18 protein-coding genes and 1 other RNA gene are annotated in these 15,717 nt (G+C 67.3%); 12 read left to right on the forward strand and 7 right to left on the reverse strand.

The annotated features are described in order from the left end of the window. Window positions 1-62 precede the first annotated feature (62 nt). Window positions 63-1,349: a Glu/Leu/Phe/Val family dehydrogenase gene (locus HZI36_RS22280; protein ID WP_179404843.1), complete on the forward strand. Its 1,287-nt coding sequence runs from the start codon at window positions 63-65 to the stop codon at window positions 1,347-1,349. A gap of 193 nt (window positions 1,350-1,542) precedes the next feature. Then, window positions 1,543-2,268 carry an amino acid ABC transporter ATP-binding protein gene (locus tag HZI36_RS22285; RefSeq protein WP_179404844.1) on the forward strand — a complete coding sequence of 242 codons (726 nt, stop codon included), beginning with the start codon at window positions 1,543-1,545 and terminating at the stop codon, window positions 2,266-2,268. 13 nt (window positions 2,269-2,281) lie between these two features. On the opposite strand, the gene HZI36_RS22290 is transcribed toward HZI36_RS22285, so the two are convergent. Next, window positions 2,282-3,184: a class II glutamine amidotransferase gene (locus HZI36_RS22290; RefSeq protein ID WP_179404845.1), complete on the reverse strand. Its 903-nt coding sequence runs from the start codon at window positions 3,182-3,184 to the stop codon at window positions 2,282-2,284. Window positions 3,185-3,407: 223 nt separating this feature from the next. Here HZI36_RS22290 and pyrC point away from each other — a divergent pair, with 223 nt between their 5' ends. The 3 genes from pyrC to rnpB all read left to right on the forward strand — a co-directional run bounded on the left by pyrC (window position 3,408) and on the right by rnpB (window position 5,827). Continuing rightward, window positions 3,408-4,472: a dihydroorotase gene (gene pyrC / locus HZI36_RS22295; protein ID WP_179404846.1), complete on the forward strand. Its 1,065-nt coding sequence runs from the start codon at window positions 3,408-3,410 to the stop codon at window positions 4,470-4,472. After that, complete coding sequence (locus tag HZI36_RS22300) at window positions 4,469-5,380, forward strand: DUF3025 domain-containing protein (RefSeq protein ID WP_179404847.1); 912 nt, start codon at window positions 4,469-4,471, stop codon at window positions 5,378-5,380. Before pyrC ends, HZI36_RS22300 begins: the two co-directional genes overlap by 4 nt. Before the next feature lie 32 nt (window positions 5,381-5,412). After that, window positions 5,413-5,827: RNase P RNA component class A (gene rnpB / locus HZI36_RS22305), an RNA gene on the forward strand. Between the two features lie 110 nt (window positions 5,828-5,937). Here the strand turns inward: rnpB and HZI36_RS22310 are convergent. Continuing rightward, window positions 5,938-6,360 (reverse strand): OsmC family protein, encoded by a 423-nt coding sequence (locus HZI36_RS22310; protein ID WP_179404848.1) that lies wholly within the window; start codon window positions 6,358-6,360, stop codon window positions 5,938-5,940. 399 nt (window positions 6,361-6,759) lie between these two features. On the opposite strand from HZI36_RS22310, the gene HZI36_RS22315 reads away from it, so the two are divergent. The 4 genes from HZI36_RS22315 (at window position 6,760) to erpA (ending at window position 8,366) form a co-directional block, all read left to right on the forward strand. Beyond that, window positions 6,760-7,008 (forward strand): hypothetical protein, encoded by a 249-nt coding sequence (locus HZI36_RS22315; protein ID WP_179404849.1) that lies wholly within the window; start codon window positions 6,760-6,762, stop codon window positions 7,006-7,008. After that, window positions 6,980-7,408 (forward strand): 50S ribosomal protein L13, encoded by a 429-nt coding sequence (gene rplM, locus HZI36_RS22320; RefSeq protein ID WP_009687896.1) that lies wholly within the window; start codon window positions 6,980-6,982, stop codon window positions 7,406-7,408. The genes HZI36_RS22315 and rplM overlap by 29 nt, the downstream gene beginning before the upstream one ends. 10 nt (window positions 7,409-7,418) lie before the next feature. Next, entirely contained in the window at window positions 7,419-7,811 is a 393-nt protein-coding gene (gene rpsI / locus HZI36_RS22325) for a 30S ribosomal protein S9 (RefSeq protein WP_017333375.1), read from the forward strand. Between the two features lie 186 nt (window positions 7,812-7,997). After that, entirely contained in the window at window positions 7,998-8,366 is a 369-nt protein-coding gene (erpA, locus tag HZI36_RS22330; protein WP_179404850.1) for an iron-sulfur cluster insertion protein ErpA, read from the forward strand. 89 nt (window positions 8,367-8,455) lie between these two features. Here erpA and HZI36_RS22335 read toward each other — a convergent pair whose 3' ends face one another. Further along, window positions 8,456-9,613 (reverse strand): anhydro-N-acetylmuramic acid kinase, encoded by a 1,158-nt coding sequence (locus tag HZI36_RS22335; protein ID WP_179404851.1) that lies wholly within the window; start codon window positions 9,611-9,613, stop codon window positions 8,456-8,458. 139 nt (window positions 9,614-9,752) lie between these two features. Here HZI36_RS22335 and tyrS point away from each other — a divergent pair, with 139 nt between their 5' ends. Genes tyrS through HZI36_RS22350 form a run of 3 tightly spaced genes read left to right on the forward strand, consistent with a single transcriptional unit; the run spans window position 9,753 to window position 12,132 of the window. Beyond that, a complete protein-coding gene (gene tyrS / locus HZI36_RS22340; RefSeq protein WP_179404852.1) occupies window positions 9,753-10,994 on the forward strand; it encodes a tyrosine--tRNA ligase in 1,242 nt (413 codons plus the stop codon). Next, window positions 10,991-11,449 carry a D-aminoacyl-tRNA deacylase gene (dtd, locus tag HZI36_RS22345; protein ID WP_179404853.1) on the forward strand — a complete coding sequence of 153 codons (459 nt, stop codon included), beginning with the start codon at window positions 10,991-10,993 and terminating at the stop codon, window positions 11,447-11,449. The genes tyrS and dtd overlap by 4 nt, the downstream gene beginning before the upstream one ends. Before the next feature lie 20 nt (window positions 11,450-11,469). Then, on the forward strand, window positions 11,470-12,132 hold the full coding sequence (locus HZI36_RS22350) for a histidine phosphatase family protein (protein ID WP_179404854.1): 663 nt from the start codon (window positions 11,470-11,472) through the stop codon (window positions 12,130-12,132). 13 nt (window positions 12,133-12,145) lie between these two features. Here HZI36_RS22350 and HZI36_RS22355 read toward each other — a convergent pair whose 3' ends face one another. From HZI36_RS22355 to ruvC, 4 genes are all read right to left on the reverse strand, one after another. Beyond that, a complete protein-coding gene (locus tag HZI36_RS22355) occupies window positions 12,146-13,153 on the reverse strand; it encodes an oxygenase MpaB family protein (RefSeq protein WP_179404855.1) in 1,008 nt (335 codons plus the stop codon). Between the two features lie 34 nt (window positions 13,154-13,187). Next, a complete protein-coding gene (ruvB, locus tag HZI36_RS22360; RefSeq protein ID WP_179404856.1) occupies window positions 13,188-14,255 on the reverse strand; it encodes a Holliday junction branch migration DNA helicase RuvB in 1,068 nt (355 codons plus the stop codon). 127 nt (window positions 14,256-14,382) lie between these two features. Continuing rightward, a complete protein-coding gene (gene ruvA, locus HZI36_RS22365) occupies window positions 14,383-14,964 on the reverse strand; it encodes a Holliday junction branch migration protein RuvA (RefSeq protein WP_179404857.1) in 582 nt (193 codons plus the stop codon). Between the two features lie 97 nt (window positions 14,965-15,061). Further along, complete coding sequence (gene ruvC, locus HZI36_RS22370; RefSeq protein ID WP_179404858.1) at window positions 15,062-15,604, reverse strand: crossover junction endodeoxyribonuclease RuvC; 543 nt, start codon at window positions 15,602-15,604, stop codon at window positions 15,062-15,064. Window positions 15,605-15,717 lie beyond the last annotated feature (113 nt).

Below are 15,717 nucleotides of genomic sequence, written 5' to 3' on the forward strand. Positions count from 1 at the left end.
CATTGGATTTGGACGAGCGCTTTTTCGACAATGTGCGTCATTCGCTGACCGTTGGAGAATCCATGTCTTCGCAACCGCAGTCCATCCCGTCCTACCTGCACGCCGACGATCTCGGCCCTTGGGGTAACTACCTTCAGCAAGTCGATCGCGTCGCGCCGTATCTCGGCACGCTGTCGCGCTGGCTCGAAACGCTGAAGCGTCCGAAGCGCATCCTGATCGTCGACGTGCCGATCGAGCTCGACAACGGCACCGTCGCGCACTTCGAGGGCTATCGCGTGCAGCACAACGTGTCGCGCGGTCCGGGCAAGGGCGGCGTGCGCTATCACCAGGACGTGACGCTGTCGGAAGTGATGGCGCTGTCCGCGTGGATGTCGGTGAAGAACGCGGCCGTGAACGTGCCGTACGGCGGTGCGAAGGGCGGCATCCGCGTCGATCCGCGCAAGCTGTCGCGCGGCGAGCTCGAGCGCGTCACGCGCCGCTACACGAGCGAGATCGGCATCATCATCGGCCCGAACACCGACATTCCGGCGCCGGACGTCAACACCAACGAACAGGTGATGGCGTGGATGATGGACACGTACTCGATGAACCAGGGCCAGACGGCGACCGGCGTCGTGACCGGCAAGCCGATCTCGCTCGGCGGCTCGCTCGGCCGCAAGGAAGCGACCGGCCGCGGCGTGTTCGTCGTCGGCTGCGAGGCGGCGAAGAAGAAGGGCGTCGAGATTCACGGCGCGCGCATCGCGGTGCAGGGCTTCGGCAACGTCGGCGGGATCGCGGCGAAGCTGTTCCAGGAAGCGGGCGCGAAGATCATCGCGGTGCAGGATCACACCGGCACGATCTATCAGCCGGCGGGCCTCGACTCGGTGAAGCTGCTCGACCACGTTGCTCAAACGGGCGGCGTCGCGGGCTTCGCGGGCGCCGAGCCGATGCCGAACGACGAGTTCTGGACGGTCGAGACCGAGATCCTGATTCCGGCCGCGCTGGAAAACCAGATCACCGAGAAGAATGCAGGCAGGATTCGCACGAAGATCGTCGTCGAAGGCGCGAACGGCCCGACGACGACCGCCGCGGACGACATCCTGACCGACAAGGGCGTGCTCGTGATTCCGGACGTGATCGCGAACGCGGGCGGCGTGACCGTCTCGTACTTCGAGTGGGTGCAGGATTTCTCGAGCTTCTTCTGGACCGAGGACGAAATCAACCACCGCCTCGAGCGCGTGATGCGCGAAGCGTTCGCCGGCGTGTGGGCGATCGCGGAAGAGCACAAGGTGTCGGTGCGTACCGCCGCGTTCATCGTCGCGTGCAAACGCATCCTGATGGCGCGCGAAATGCGCGGTCTCTACCCCTGATCGGGCGTTTCTGATCGATAGATCGGTGAACGACGGCGCGACCGACCCGGTCGCGTCCGGGAGTTCCGGCGGGCGGCATCGGATCCGATGCCGCCCGCTCGCATTTGGGCGCGGCGAATGCGAGCATCCACTTGCCCGAGTGGGGTAGTATTTCCGGCGCGCGCGCCGCGGGTCTCAGGAATAAGGGCACACGATGATCTCGATCAAGAACGTTTCGAAGTGGTATGGGCAGTTCCAGGTGCTCGCGAACTGCACGACCGAAGTGAGCAAGGGCGAGGTGGTGGTCGTCTGCGGGCCGTCGGGCTCCGGCAAGTCGACGCTGATCAAGACCGTCAACGGCCTCGAGCCGTTTCAGGAGGGCGAGATCCTCGTGAACGGTGAATCGGTCGGCGATAAAAAGACCAATCTGTCGAAGCTGCGCTCGAAGGTCGGCATGGTGTTCCAGCATTTCGAGCTGTTCCCGCATCTGTCGATCACCGAGAACCTGACGCTCGCGCAGATCAAGGTGCTCGGCCGCGGCAAGGACGAAGCGGTCGACAAGGGGCGGAAGCTGCTCGAGCGCGTCGGGCTGAGCGCGCACGCGGACAAGTTTCCGGGGCAACTGTCGGGCGGCCAGCAACAGCGCGTCGCGATCGCGCGCGCGTTGTCGATGGACCCGATCGCGATGCTGTTCGACGAACCGACGTCCGCGCTCGATCCCGAGATGATCAACGAGGTGCTCGACGTGATGGTCGAGCTCGCGCAGGAAGGGATGACGATGATGGTCGTCACGCACGAGATGGGGTTCGCGAAGAAGGTCGCGAACCGGGTGATCTTCATGGACCACGGCGCGATCGTCGAGGACGACCGCAAGGAAGACTTCTTCGCGAATCCGAAGTCGGACCGCGCGAAGGAGTTTCTCGCGAAGATCCTGCACTGAGCGCGCGTTCGAATCAGTAATCGAACGCGTCCTCGCTGATGTCCGCCTGATCCTCGGGCAGCGGCCGCACCGGCGCGGACGCCGACGCGTCCAGCGCCGGATTGCGCAGCTTCTCGAGCACCGCGGCCGGCACCGGGATATGCATCTTCGCGACGACGTCGCCGCACTGGAACATGATCAACTCGCCCGGCTCGAACGCGGTCCACGTTTCGTTGTCGGTCAGCGGCTGCGTCGCGATCACCGCGACGCGATCCTCGGGCGTCGTGTATTTCGCGAAGTCGATCGACAGGTCCTCGTCGATCAGATGGGCGGTCGAGAACGGCCAGCGGCGCACCAGATAGTGCAGGCGCGTCGAGCAGTGCGCGAACAGCGCCTGGCCGTTCGACATCAGGAAGTTGAACACGCCGTGCTCGGTGATCCCGCGCGTGAGCTCGCCGACGCGCTCGAACAGCTCGGGCAGCGGCGGCTGCGCGCGCGGGAACGTTTCGCGCAGCCCCTGCATCAGCGCGCAGAACGCGGTCTCGCTGTCGGTCGTGCCGACCGGTTGATAGACGCTTTCTTCCATATCGGGCGCGTAGCCGTGCAGGTCGCCGTTGTGCGCGAAGATCCAGTGCCGGCCCCACAGCTCGCGCATGAACGGGTGACTGTTCTCGAGCAGGATGCGGCCCTGCGTCGCCTTGCGGATGTGCGCGATCGTGTTCTTCGACTTGATCGGGTAGCGCTTGACCATCTCGGCGATCGGCGACGTGGCGGACGCCTGATGGTCGATGAACAGGCGGCACGCCTTGTCCTCGAAGAACGCGATGCCCCAGCCGTCGGCGTGGTGATCGGTGAGTCCGCCCCGGGCCGCGAAGCCGGTGAACGAGAACGTGACGTCCGTCGGCGCGGCGCAGTTCATTCCGAGGAGTTGGCACATATTGCTGGGCGGCTGGCTAGCGGGAATCGGACGTGATCGACCGGGCGAACCCGGTACAATGAGCGCTTCTAGCATATCACCGAGCCCAGAGCGGCAAAAAGCGGAATCCGCCGACCGGCGGCCTCGTGTTGCGGTTTGCCGTCACTGGCGCCGCACCGGCGCCGGCGGGTTTTTCGGCGGACTTTTCGCCGGGCTCCCCGGACCCTCACGACGCCTTCTTCCTATGACTGCCTCGAACGCTTCCTCCCCGGCGACGCTGAAGCTCGCCCGCCCCGACGACTGGCACCTGCACGTGCGCGACGGCGCGATGCTGGCCGCCGTGCTGCCGCACACCGCGCGCCAGTTCGGCCGCGCGATCATCATGCCGAACCTGAAGCCGCCGGTCACGACGACCGAGCATGCGCGCGCGTACCGCGAGCGGATCCTGGCCGCGCTGCCGGCCGGGATGACGTTCGAGCCGCTGATGACGCTGTACCTGACCGACAACACGCCGCCCGACGAGATCCGCCGCGCACGCGAAAGCGGCTTCGTGCACGGCGTGAAGCTGTATCCGGCGGGTGCGACGACGAACTCGGACGCCGGCGTGACCGATCTCGCGAATTGTGCGAAGACGCTCGAGACGATGCAGGAAGTCGGCATGCCGCTGCTCGTGCACGGCGAGGTGACGGACGCGTCGATCGACCTGTTCGACCGCGAGAAGGTGTTCATCGACCGCGTGATGACGCCGCTGCGCCGCGATTTCCCCGGGCTGAAGGTCGTGTTCGAGCACATCACGACGAAGGATGCGGCCGACTACGTGCGCGACGCCGATGCGGCGCCGGGGCTGCTCGGCGCGACGATCACCGCGCATCACCTGCTGTACAACCGCAATGCGCTCTTCGTCGGCGGGATTCGGCCGCATTACTACTGCCTGCCGGTGCTGAAGCGCGAGACGCACCGCGTCGCGCTCGTCGCGGCGGCGACGTCGGGCAATCCGCGCTTCTTCCTCGGCACCGACAGCGCGCCGCACGCACGCGACGCGAAGGAGACCGCGTGCGGCTGCGCGGGCTGCTACACGGCGCTGCACGCGCTCGAGCTGTATGCGGAAGCGTTCGACCAGGCTGGCGCGCTCGACAAGCTCGAAGGTTTCGCGAGCTTCCACGGTCCGGATTTCTACCGCCTGCCGCGCAGTGCCGAGACGGTCACGCTGCGCCGCGAATCGTGGACGCTGCCGGCCGAGATTTTCGCGGGCGACACGCCGGTCGTGCCGCTGCGCGGCGGCGAAGCGATCGGCTGGAAGCTCGCGTGAGCGCTGCGCCGTCGCGCGCGGCCGGGGCCGGCGCGGCGGCGTTTGCGTCGATCGACTGGCATGCGCCGTGGCTCGCCGGCTTCGCCGAGCGTGGCCGGATCTGGCAGGCGGCCGCTCAGGCGGGCGAGGCGGAGTGGCTCGCCGCGCTCGACGATGCGACGCGCGCAATGGGCGCAATGAGCGCTGCGGACACGACGGGCACCACGGGCACCACGGGCATCGCGGGCGCGGCACCGCTCGTCAACGGCCGCGGGCGGCCGCTGCGTTTCGTGCCGCAGGCCGCGCTGCCGGCGGGCGTCGCGTACGAGACCCACATCGCCGAGACGGGCGGCGTGCCGACCCGTCACAATCTGCATGATTTCTTCAACGCGCTCGTCTGGTTCGCGTATCCGCGGATCAAGGCGGCGCTGAACGCACGGCAGGCGGCCGCGATCGACGCGGCTGGCGGCGTCGGGCCGGTGCGCGGCACGCTGCGCGACGCGCTGACGCTGTTCGACGAGAACGCCGCGCTGTTCGTGACCTCGGCCCCGGCGCTCGCTGACGCGCTGCGCGACTTCGACTGGCCGGCGCTGTTCGTCGCCGCGCGCGACGGATGGGGCGTGCGCTGCGAGGCGCGGCTCGTCGGCCACGCGCTGCTCGAGAAGCTCGTCGCGCCGTACAAGGCGTGCACCGCGCATGCGTGGATCGTCGACGTGCCGGCCGACTATTTCGACTGGCCGGCCGCGCGCCGGGCCGCGCACGTCGACGCGCACGTCGCGCAGGCGCTCGCCGCGCGCGATCTGACGAGCCGCGACTTCGCGCCGCTGCCGGTGCTCGGCGTACCCGGATGGTGCGCGGCGAACGCGGCGCCGGCGTTCTACGACGATCCCGCGGTATTCCGCGGCGGCCGCCGCGCGCGGACGCTGTAGCGCGCGGCGCGTGGTGATAGAATCCGGCTCGCAAAGCAGGCCAGGCAGTCGCGGCCTCGCGGGCCTTCGGGCGCGCGGGGGCGAGGAAAGTCCGGACTCCGCAGGGCAGGGTGATGGCTAACGGCCATCCGTGGCGACACGCGGAACAGGGCAACAGAAAGCAAACCGCCGATGGCCCGGCGCAAGCCGGGATCAGGTAAGGGTGAAACGGTGCGGTAAGAGCGCACCGCGGCGACGGCGACGTTCGCCGGCACGGTAACCTCCACCCGGAGCAATTCCAAGTAGGCAGGCGCGCATCTTCGGATGCAGGACGGGGCCCCCGTCTCGTCTGCGGGTAGGAAGCTTGAGCGCGTCAGCAATGGCGCGCCTAGAGGAATGGCTGCCACGCGCCGTGCGCCTTCGGGCGGGCGGCGTGCACAAAATCCGGCTTATCGGCCTGCTTTGCCGTTCGAATGCAACAGGGCCGGCGTCCTCACGGGCGCCGGCCCTGTTTTTTTGTCCGTCGGAAACGGGGAAACCGCGGGGGGAAGCGGAGAAACGGCCGGGCGGCCGTCCGTTTACGCGGGGACGATCTCGAACGAATGCGTGAGCTCGGCGGTCTTCGCGATCATGATCGACGCGGAGCAGTACTTGTCGTGCGACAGGTTGATCGCGCGCTCGACGGTCGACGGGTTCAGGTTCCGGCCGGTGACGGTGAAGTGGAAGTGGACCTTCGTGAAGACCTTCGGATCCTCGCTCGCGCGCTCGGCCTGCAGCGTGACGGAGCAGCCGGTGACCTCCTGGCGGCTCTTCTTCAGGATCAGCACGACGTCGTATGCGGTGCAGCCGCCGGTGCCGGCGAGCACCATTTCCATCGGACGCGGTGCGAGGTTGTGGCCGCCGCCTTCGGGGGCGCCGTCCATCGTGACGAGGTGGCCGCTTCCGGTCTGCGCGGAAAACGCCATGCCGTCCTGACCCATCCAGCTAACTTTGCATTCCATGCTTGCGCTCCAGCGTTGCCTGGTTCGATGACGATAGGGCATTGTATCCCGCAACGCAGCATTTGGCTGGTGCGTCGCACGATGCCCGGCGACGAATGACGGACCGACGGACCCGGCCGTGCCGCGATCGGCGGAAATCCTCGACGATTTTAGGGGTTTTACTCTAGGGTGAGGGCAAAAAACAGGTGTCGATCGCACTTCATCTGATTGATTTTCAAGGAGAAATTGAGTTATTGAGGGCTCGCTATAATATTTCGCATTATGGTGTGAGATTTCGCAATGCAAATTTTCTTGTGTTGTCGGCGGACCGTTCGTATAATGCGACTCATTGGATGTCGCGCTGCGGCAACCTCCGAATGTCTCCTCCACCCTCCTCCTTTGGTGGATTAAACCCGAGCGATGCGTTCGGGTTTTTTTTCGTCCGATGCAAATGTCGCGCCGCTCGCGCCCGCCGGTTGCGCATTTTCTTTGACCGGTGCGTATCTTTTCCTTTATAATTCAGGGTTTTCCGCCTTCATGCCCACGGAAAAAGAACAGGGAGAGCCTGCACCGCGCCTCGAAGCGCACATCAGACAAGCAGGAAGAACACATCGGGCAAAGCATTTTTTTTGGATCGATCATGAAGACGTTTTCCGCAAAAGCCCATGAGGTGACGCGCGAATGGTACGTGATTGACGCGACGGATAAGGTTCTCGGCCGTGTTGCCAGCGAAGTGGCACGCCGTCTGCGCGGCAAGCACAAGCCTGAGTTCACCCCGCACGTCGACACTGGTGATTTCATCATCATCATCAACGCGAGCAAGTTGAAGGTCACGGGCAACAAGACGCTGGACAAGAAGTACTACCGTCACTCGGGCTACCCGGGCGGTATCTATGAAACGACGTTCGGCAAGATGCAGGAACGCTTCCCGGGCCGCGCGCTCGAGAAGGCGGTCAAGGGCATGCTGCCGAAGGGCCCGCTCGGCTACGCGATGATCAAGAAGCTGAAGGTCTACGCAGAAGCGACGCATCCGCATTCGGCTCAACAGCCGAAGGCGCTCGAGATCTAAGGGGACCCACATGATCGGTAACTGGAACTACGGTACGGGCCGCCGCAAGAGCGCAGTCGCACGTGTCTTCATCAAGGCTGGCAAGGGCGACATCATCGTCAACGGCAAGCCCATCGCCGACTACTTCTCGCGCGAAACGTCGCTGATGATCGTGCGTCAGCCGCTGGAACTCACGAACCACGGCCAGACGTTCGACATCAAGGTGAACGTGACGGGCGGCGGCGAAACGGGTCAGGCCGGCGCAGTGCGTCACGGCATCACCCGCGCGCTGATCGACTACGACGCGACGCTGAAGCCGTCGCTGTCGAGCGCGGGCTTCGTCACGCGTGACGCCCGTGAAGTCGAGCGTAAGAAGGTCGGTCTGCGTAAGGCACGCCGCGCCAAGCAGTTCTCGAAGCGTTAATTCCGCTTCGTGGCCGCGCCGCTTTCGCGGCGGCGCCCGCCGAAAAAACCGCCAGTTTTCGTGCTGGCGGTTTTTTTTTACCCGCGCGGCGGGCGGAAGCCGGCAAGAACCTATTGATTTCATGGGCTTCGGCACGATCTTCCGTTCAGCCCTACAATAGCGGCTAAAGCTTTTTGGAGAGTTCGCATGAACGCTGTTACCGAATCCCCAGCAACGACCGAGATGCCGGCCCCGTTCGTCTTCACCGACGCGGCTGCCGACAAGGTCAAGCAACTGATCGACGAAGAAGGCAACCCGGACCTGAAGCTGCGCGTGTTCGTGCAAGGCGGCGGCTGCTCGGGCTTCCAGTATGGCTTCACGTTCGACGAGGAAGTCAACGAAGACGACACCGTGATGGACAAGCACGGCGTGATGCTGCTGATCGACTCGATGAGCTATCAGTATCTGGTCGGTGCCGAGATCGACTACAAGGACGATCTGAACGGCGCGCAATTCGTGATCAAGAACCCGAACGCGACCACGACCTGCGGGTGCGGTTCGTCGTTCTCGGTCTGACGCGGCCTGGGTATCGAAAAAAACGGGGCATGGTAGTGCCCCGTTTTTTATGCCCGCTTGCGTGAAAGAGGGCGTCTGGCTCGCCCCGCTCAGCGCGGGTACAGCGCGCCGAGCACGCGGCCGCCGGCCGCGCCGGTGACCGACGCGAGATTGCCCGGCGCGCGCGCGGTGAAGCGGTAAGCGAGCCACGCGAACGCGAGCGCCTCGACCTGTTGCGGGGGCACGCCGAGCGCCTGCGTCGTCGCGACGTCCGCGCGCACCCCGTGATCCGCGAGCGCGCTCGCGAGCGCGCGCAGCAGCGCCGGATTGCGCGCGCCACCGCCGCACGCGTACACCGCCGAGCAGTCCGGCGCATGCCGCGCGATCTCGCGCGCGATCGACACCGCGGTGAGCGCGGTCAGCGTCGCCTGCACGTCCTCCGGCGCGAGCTGGGCGAACCCGCTGAGCTTCGCGTCGAGCCACGCCTCGTTGAACAGGTCGCGGCCCGTGCTTTTCGGCGGCGGCGCCGCGAAGTACGGCTCGTCGAGCAGCACGTCGAGCAGCGGTGCGTGCACGCTCCCGCGCGCCGCGAACTTGCCGCCGTCGTCGTACGGCTTGCCGAGATGGCGGTGCGCCCATGCGTCGATCAGCGCGTTCGCCGGGCCGCAGTCGAAACCGCGCACGTCGCCGTCGTTGCCGCCGTTGCCGGGCAGGATCGTGATGTTGCTGATGCCGCCGAGATTGCAGACGACGCGCGTCTCGCCCGGCGCGCCGAACACGGTCGCGTGAAACGCCGGCACGAGCGGCGCGCCCTGGCCGCCCGCGGCGACGTCGCGGCTGCGGAAATCGGCGATCACGTCGATCTGCGCGAGCTCCGCGAGCAGCGCCGGATTGTTGATCTGCCACGTATAGCCGCGTTCCGGCCGGTGGCGCACCGTCTGCCCATGCACGCCGATCGCGCGCACCCGGTCCGGCGCGAGCCCCGCCGAGCGCTGCAGTTCATGGCAGCAGACCGCGTAGCGCGTCGCGAGCGCGTTGCCCGCGAGCGCTTCGCGTTCGATCTCGTCGTGGCCCGGCTGCTGAAGCCCGGCCAGCACGTCGCGCAGCGTCTGCGCGAAGCCGACGAACGCCTCGGCGAGTACCACCGGCGGCTTGCCGGCCTCGAAGCGCACCGCGACGCCGTCGACGCCGTCCATGCTCGTTCCCGACATCAGCCCGAAGTAGACGCCATCGGCCGGATCGCCGGATGGCTGACGTGATTGCGGCACTCGCTCCCCCTCGAATCGTCCCGCGCGGGCCGATGCCGCGCGCTGCGCCCGATTATCCGCGCAATAGCGGCCGCAGTTAAGCGGCTCGCGCGCAAGTTATGGGAAAATCACGGTTTTTGCGACATTCCTCCTGGCACCGATGAGCACCGATCAACCCTCCAAGCCCATGTTTCCGATCACTGACGAAGTCCGGCATGCGCTCGCCGTCACGAAGCGCGGCGTCGACGAGCTGCTGATCGAGGAAGAGTTCGCGCAGAAGCTCGCGAAGAGCGCGGCGACGAACACGCCGCTTCGCATCAAGCTCGGCCTCGATCCGACCGCGCCCGACATCCACATCGGCCACACGGTCGTGCTGAACAAGATGCGCCAGCTTCAGGATCTGGGGCATAACGTGATTTTCCTGATCGGCGACTTCACGTCGCTGATCGGCGATCCGTCGGGCCGCAACGCGACGCGTCCGCCGCTCACGCGCGAGCAGATCGAGTCGAACGCGAAGACCTACTTCGAGCAGGCTGCGCTCGTGCTCGACCGCGCGAAGACCGAGATCCGCTACAACAGCGAATGGTCGATGCCGCTCGGCGCGGACGGGATGATCAAGCTCGCGTCGCGCTACACGGTCGCGCGCATTCTGGAGCGCGAGGACTTCACGAAGCGCTTTCAGGGCGGCGTGCCGATCTCGATCCACGAATTCCTGTATCCGCTGATGCAGGGCTACGACTCGGTCGCGCTGAACGCGGACCTCGAGCTCGGCGGCACCGACCAGAAGTTCAACCTGCTCGTCGGGCGCGAGCTGCAGAAACAGTACGGGCAGGAGCAGCAGTGCATCCTGACGATGCCGCTGCTCGAAGGGCTCGACGGCGTCGAGAAGATGTCGAAGTCGAAGGGCAACTACGTCGGCATCAGCGAAAAGCCGAACGACATGTTCGGCAAGCTGATGAGCATTTCCGACGTGCTGATGTGGCGTTACTTCGAGCTGCTGTCGTTCCGGCCGATGGACGAGATCGCCGGTTTCATCCGCGAAGCGAAGGAAGGCCGCAATCCGCGCGACTTCAAGGTGCTGCTCGCGCAGGAGATCGTCGCGCGCTTCCACTCGCAGGCCGACGCCGAGCGCGCGCTCGAGGATTTCAACCATCGCGCGAAGGGCGGCGTGCCCGACGACATTCCGTCGGTGACGATCGCCGGCGCGCCGCTCGCGATCGGCCAGCTGTTGAAGCAGGCGGGCCTCGTGCCGTCGACGAGCGAGGCGCTGCGCAACATCGAGCAGAGCGGCGTGAAGATCGATGGCGCGACGATTTCCGACAAGGGCCTGAAGATCGAAGCGGGCGAGTATGTCGTGCAGGTCGGCAAGCGCCGCTTCGCGCGCGTCACGCTGACCGCATGATCGCGCTGATCCAGCGCGTGCGGCGCGCGGACGTGCGCGTCGACGATCGCGTGACGGGCGAGATCGGCGCGGGGCTGCTCGCGCTCGTCTGCGCGGAGCGCGGCGACGACGAGGCCGCCGCCGACAAGCTGCTCGCGAAGCTGCTCGGCTATCGCGTGTTCAGCGACGCGGCCGGCAAGATGAACCTGCCGGTGTCGAACATCGACGGCGACGGGCGCGCGGGCGGGCTGTTGCTCGTGTCGCAGTTCACGCTTGCGGCCGATACGAACAGCGGGTTGCGTCCGAGCTTCACGCCGGCGGCGCCGCCGGAAGACGGCAAGCGGCTGTTCGACTATTTCGTCGCGTCGGCGCGCGCGCGTCATCCGATCGTCGAGACGGGCGAGTTCGGCGCCGACATGCAGGTGTCGCTCGTCAACGACGGCCCTGTGACGTTCTGGCTGCAAGTGCGGCCCTGATCCATTTCCGACGGAGCCGCATGGCCACCACGCAGATTCTTTTCATCCGCCACGGCGAGACCGCCTGGAACCGCATCAAGCGCATCCAGGGGCACATCGACATTCCGCTTGCCGAGACCGGGCTCGCGCAGGCGCAGCGGCTCGCCGAGCGCCTCGCGCGCGACGCGCGGGACGGCGCGCGGATCGACGCGATCTATTCCAGCGACCTGCAACGCGCGCAGCAGACCGCGCAGCCGAGCGCGACCGCGCTCGGCCTGCCGCTCGTGCTGAACGCGGGGCTGCGCGAGCGTTCGTACGGCGTGTTCCAGGGGCACGACAGCACCGAGATCGAAGCGCGCTTTCCGGATGCGTATGCGGCCTGGCAGACGCGCGATCCGGGCTTCGAGCCCGACGGCGGCGAGTCGCAGCGCGCGTTCTATCACCGCGTGCTGCATGCGATCGAGCCGATCGTCGCCGCGCATCCGGGCGGGCGGATCGCGTGCGTCGCGCACGGCGGCGTGCTCGATTGCGTGTACCGCTTCGCGAACGGCCTCGCGCTCGCCGAGCCGCGTCACTATCAGTTGCTGAACACGAGCATCAACGTCGTCGATTACGTCGACGGCCATGCGCAGGTCGTGAGCTGGGCCGACGTCGCGCACCTGGCCGATGGCAGCGACGACGACGGCTACGGCAGGGTGCTGTAGCCACGGCGGACGGTCACGCGTTGCGCTTGCCGGTTTCCGTGCGTGTGTCCGTGCTTGTGCCCGTGTCCGTGCTCGTATTCGTTTGCGGCTCGCGCGGCGCCGCCGCGCGACGGCGCGCGCGCTTCGATACGCCGTTGACGAGCGCCCAGCGCAGCACCGGCGCGACGGCACGCACGCTGGGCCGTACCAGTGCGCGGCGCACCGGCGCGAACGCCGACACCCCGAGCATCTGTTGCGCCCACGGCGGCAGCAGATCGACACCCGCCTGCATGATCAGCGCGGCCGCGGGCCGCATTGCCGGCTTCGGCACCGGCACGTCGAGCAGAATCCGCATCACCTCGAACGTGCGCGGGCTCGCTTCCAGCTCCGGCTGCATGCGCGCCAGATACGCGTCGACTTCCGCGCGCGAGCACGGCACGTCGCGGGCGCCGAGCATCTGCGCGACGCGCGCGGTTTCCGCGTAGTAGCGATCCTGGAGTTCGCCCGGCAGCGAGGGATTCACGTAGCGCAGATGCGCGGCGAGAAAGCTCGACACCTCCGCGACGTGCACCCACGTCAGCAGCGCCGGATCGTCGGCGCGATACGGCCGCCCGTCGGGCGCGGTGCCGGCGATCCGCGAATGGATCGCCTTCACGCGCTCGATCAGCGCGAGTGCGTCGGCGCGGCTGCCGAACGTGGTGCCGGAAATGAACGTCGCGGTGCGGCGCAGACGGCCGAGGATGTCGGTGCGGAACGTCGAATGATCCCAGACGCCCGCGAGCGCGAGCGGATGGAGTGCCTGCAGCAGCAGCGCCGCGATGCCGCCCGTCATCATCGCGGTGAAATCCGCGTGCACGCGCCAGCAGACCGCGTCGGGGCCGAACAGGCCGGGATCGCCGGGCGGCGACGAGTAGTCGAGCGACGGGCCGCCGCTGCCCGTCGTCAGATGCGTGACGCCGGCCGCCAGTTTCTTGCGGATCCGCTCGATCCAGCGCGAGCCTGAAGCTGTGCCGACGGGGTGGGAGCTGTGCGGCGTCGTCATGGCGTGTGCTGCGCGTATTGTGTATCCGCGGCCGCTATCGGCCGTCGGGCGCATCCCACAGGCCGCGCACGGGGCTCGCCGCATCCGGTGCGGCGAGGCCGAAGTGCCGATAGGTGAGCAGCGTCGCGACGCGTCCGCGCGGCGTGCGCTGCAGGAAACCCTGCTGGATCAGGTACGGCTCGAGCACGTCCTCGATCGTGTCGCGCTCCTCGCCGATCGCCGCGGCGAGGTTGTCGATGCCGACCGGCCCGCCGTCGAACTTGTGCAGGATCGCCTCGAGCAGCTTGCGGTCCATCAGGTCGAAGCCGACCGGATCGACGTCGAGCATCGCGAGCGCGGCGTCGGCGACCTCGGCCGTGATGTTGCCGTCGGCCTTCACTTCCGCGAAGTCGCGCACGCGGCGCAGCAGCCGGTTCGCGATTCGCGGCGTGCCGCGCGAGCGCTTCGCGATCTCGAGCGCGCCGCTCGGATCGATATGCGCGTTCAGCAGCGACGCCGAGCGCTGCACGATGCGCGCGAGCTGCGCGGCATCGTAGAACTCGAGCCGCGCGACGATCCCGAACCGGTCGCGCAGCGGGTTCGTCAGCATGCCCGCGCGCGTCGTCGCGCCGACGAGCGTGAACGGCTGGAGGTCGAGCTTCACGCTGCGCGCGGCCGGCCCTTCGCCGATCATGATGTCGATCTGGTAATCCTCGAGCGCCGGATACAGGATTTCCTCGACGACCGGCGACAGCCGGTGGATCTCGTCGATGAACAGCACGTCGTTCGCCTCGAGGTTCGTCAGCAGCGCGGCGAGGTCGCCCGCGCGCTCGAGCACCGGGCCCGACGTCTGCCTCAGGTTCACACCCATTTCGCGCGCGATGATGTGTGCGAGCGTCGTCTTGCCGAGGCCGGGCGGGCCGAACAGCAGCACGTGGTCGAGCGCCTCGGAGCGGCGCTTCGCGGCTTCGATGAAGATTTCGAGCTGGCCGCGCACCTTTTCCTGGCCGACGTATTCGTCGAGCTGGCGCGGCCGCAGCGCGCGTTCGAACACCTCCTCGTGCGACGACGAAGGCGTGGCGGCGATGATCCGCTCGGTGGCGAGTTTTTCGGTTTCAATCATGCGGGCATTGTACCGCGCACGGCCGCCGGGCAAACCTGGCCGAACGGCCGACTGGCGCCGCGCGCCGGAGCGCGCGACACTGCGTCGAAAGCCGGGGCCCGGGCGCCTGGCGCCGGGCCTTGGGTCGTCAAGCCTTCGACAGCGCCTTCAGCGCGAGCTTGATCCCGTCGGATACGCCGGTGCCGGCCGGCACGTTCTTGATCGCGGCGAGCGCCTCCTTCTCCGAGTAGCCGAGCGCGAGCAGCGCGTTGAGGATGTCGGTCGCGTGGTCGGACGGCGACGCGGCGCTCGCGAGCGTGCCGAGATCCGCGCCGAGCTTGCCCTTCAGCTCGAGCAGCAGGCGCTCGGCCGTCTTCTTGCCGATGCCGGGCAGGCGGGTCAGGCGCGCGGTGTCCTGCATCGTGACCGCCTGCGACAGCTCCGGCACGCTCATGCCGGACAGCACCGCGAGCGCCATCCGCGCGCCGATGCCGCTGATTTTCAGCAGTTCGCGGAACGTCGAGCGCTCCTGCGGCGTCAGGAAGCCGTACAGCAGGTGCGCGTCCTCGCGGACGATCAGCTGCGTGAGCAGCACGACCCGCTCGCCCGTCTGCGGCAGGTTGTAGAACGTGCTCATCGGCACGTCGATTTCGTAGCCGACGCCGTTGCAGTCGACGAGGAGGTGGGGCGGGTTCTTTTCGACGAGGATGCCGGCGATGCGACCGATCATGGGAGGGGCGACACGAGGGGAAAAGCGCGAGTGTAGCGCACGCGCGACGCAAAGTAGCGAGCCGCGATCGACTGCAGTCGGCCGCACTGAGCGGCAATCAGCCGATAAGCCGGCCGCGCCGCATGCGGATGCCTTTTTTCGCGAGCGCGGGTGCGAGGCCGCCGAGCGTGTCGAGCGTGTTGCCGCCGTGCGCATGGCAGATCGCCATGCCGAGCGCGTCGGCGGCGTCAGTGCCGGGCAGGCCGGACAGGTTCAGCAGCCGCGTGACCATGTGCTGCATCTGCTCCTTCGTCGCGCGGCCGTAGCCGACGACCGCCTGCTTGAGCTGCAGCGCCGTGTACTCGGCGACCGGCAGCCCGCCCGACACGAGCCCGCAGATCGCGGCGCCGCGCGCCTGGCCGAGCAGCAGCGTCGACTGCGGGTTCACGTTGACGAACACTTTTTCGATCGCGGCCTGATCGGGCGTGTGCTCGCGGATCAGCGTCGACACGCCGTCGTAGATCGTGCCGAGCCGGGTCGGCAGGTCGGCGGTCGGCGTCCGGATCACGCCGCTCGCGACGTACGCGAGCTGGTGACCGCTGACGTCGATGACGCCGAAGCCCGTGACGCGCAGGCCGGGATCGATGCCGAGAATTCGCATGAGAGGAGGGAAGTGCGTGATGCAGCGATACTACAACGAATGGCGGGACGCCCGATCGGCGCCGCCGGGCGATAAAAAACCCGGCGGGTGCCGCTCGGCACGACCCGCCGGGT

Source organism: Burkholderia guangdongensis, from assembly GCF_013403875.1.
Classification (GTDB): Bacteria; Pseudomonadota; Gammaproteobacteria; order Burkholderiales; family Burkholderiaceae; genus Burkholderia; species Burkholderia guangdongensis.

Excerpts from the sequence above, each read along its gene's own strand:
- tyrS (WP_179404852.1), top strand. The coding sequence starts at position 9,753 with ATGAGCACCGATCAACCCTCCAAGCCCATGTTTCCGATCACTGACGAA.
- pyrC (WP_179404846.1), top strand. The coding sequence starts at position 3,408 with ATGACTGCCTCGAACGCTTCCTCCCCGGCGACGCTGAAGCTCGCCCGC.
- dtd (WP_179404853.1), top strand. The coding sequence starts at position 10,991 with ATGATCGCGCTGATCCAGCGCGTGCGGCGCGCGGACGTGCGCGTCGAC.
- HZI36_RS22310 (WP_179404848.1), bottom strand. The coding sequence starts at position 6,360 with ATGGAATGCAAAGTTAGCTGGATGGGTCAGGACGGCATGGCGTTTTCC.
- HZI36_RS22285 (WP_179404844.1), top strand. The coding sequence starts at position 1,543 with ATGATCTCGATCAAGAACGTTTCGAAGTGGTATGGGCAGTTCCAGGTG.
- HZI36_RS22315 (WP_179404849.1), top strand. The coding sequence starts at position 6,760 with ATGCGTTCGGGTTTTTTTTCGTCCGATGCAAATGTCGCGCCGCTCGCG.
- ruvA (WP_179404857.1), bottom strand. The coding sequence starts at position 14,964 with ATGATCGGTCGCATCGCCGGCATCCTCGTCGAAAAGAACCCGCCCCAC.
- rplM (WP_009687896.1), top strand. The coding sequence starts at position 6,980 with ATGAAGACGTTTTCCGCAAAAGCCCATGAGGTGACGCGCGAATGGTAC.
- HZI36_RS22355 (WP_179404855.1), bottom strand. The coding sequence starts at position 13,153 with ATGACGACGCCGCACAGCTCCCACCCCGTCGGCACAGCTTCAGGCTCG.
- HZI36_RS22290 (WP_179404845.1), bottom strand. The coding sequence starts at position 3,184 with ATGTGCCAACTCCTCGGAATGAACTGCGCCGCGCCGACGGACGTCACG.
- rpsI (WP_017333375.1), top strand. The coding sequence starts at position 7,419 with ATGATCGGTAACTGGAACTACGGTACGGGCCGCCGCAAGAGCGCAGTC.
- HZI36_RS22280 (WP_179404843.1), top strand. The coding sequence starts at position 63 with ATGTCTTCGCAACCGCAGTCCATCCCGTCCTACCTGCACGCCGACGAT.
- erpA (WP_179404850.1), top strand. The coding sequence starts at position 7,998 with ATGAACGCTGTTACCGAATCCCCAGCAACGACCGAGATGCCGGCCCCG.
- ruvB (WP_179404856.1), bottom strand. The coding sequence starts at position 14,255 with ATGATTGAAACCGAAAAACTCGCCACCGAGCGGATCATCGCCGCCACG.
- HZI36_RS22350 (WP_179404854.1), top strand. The coding sequence starts at position 11,470 with ATGGCCACCACGCAGATTCTTTTCATCCGCCACGGCGAGACCGCCTGG.
- ruvC (WP_179404858.1), bottom strand. The coding sequence starts at position 15,604 with ATGCGAATTCTCGGCATCGATCCCGGCCTGCGCGTCACGGGCTTCGGC.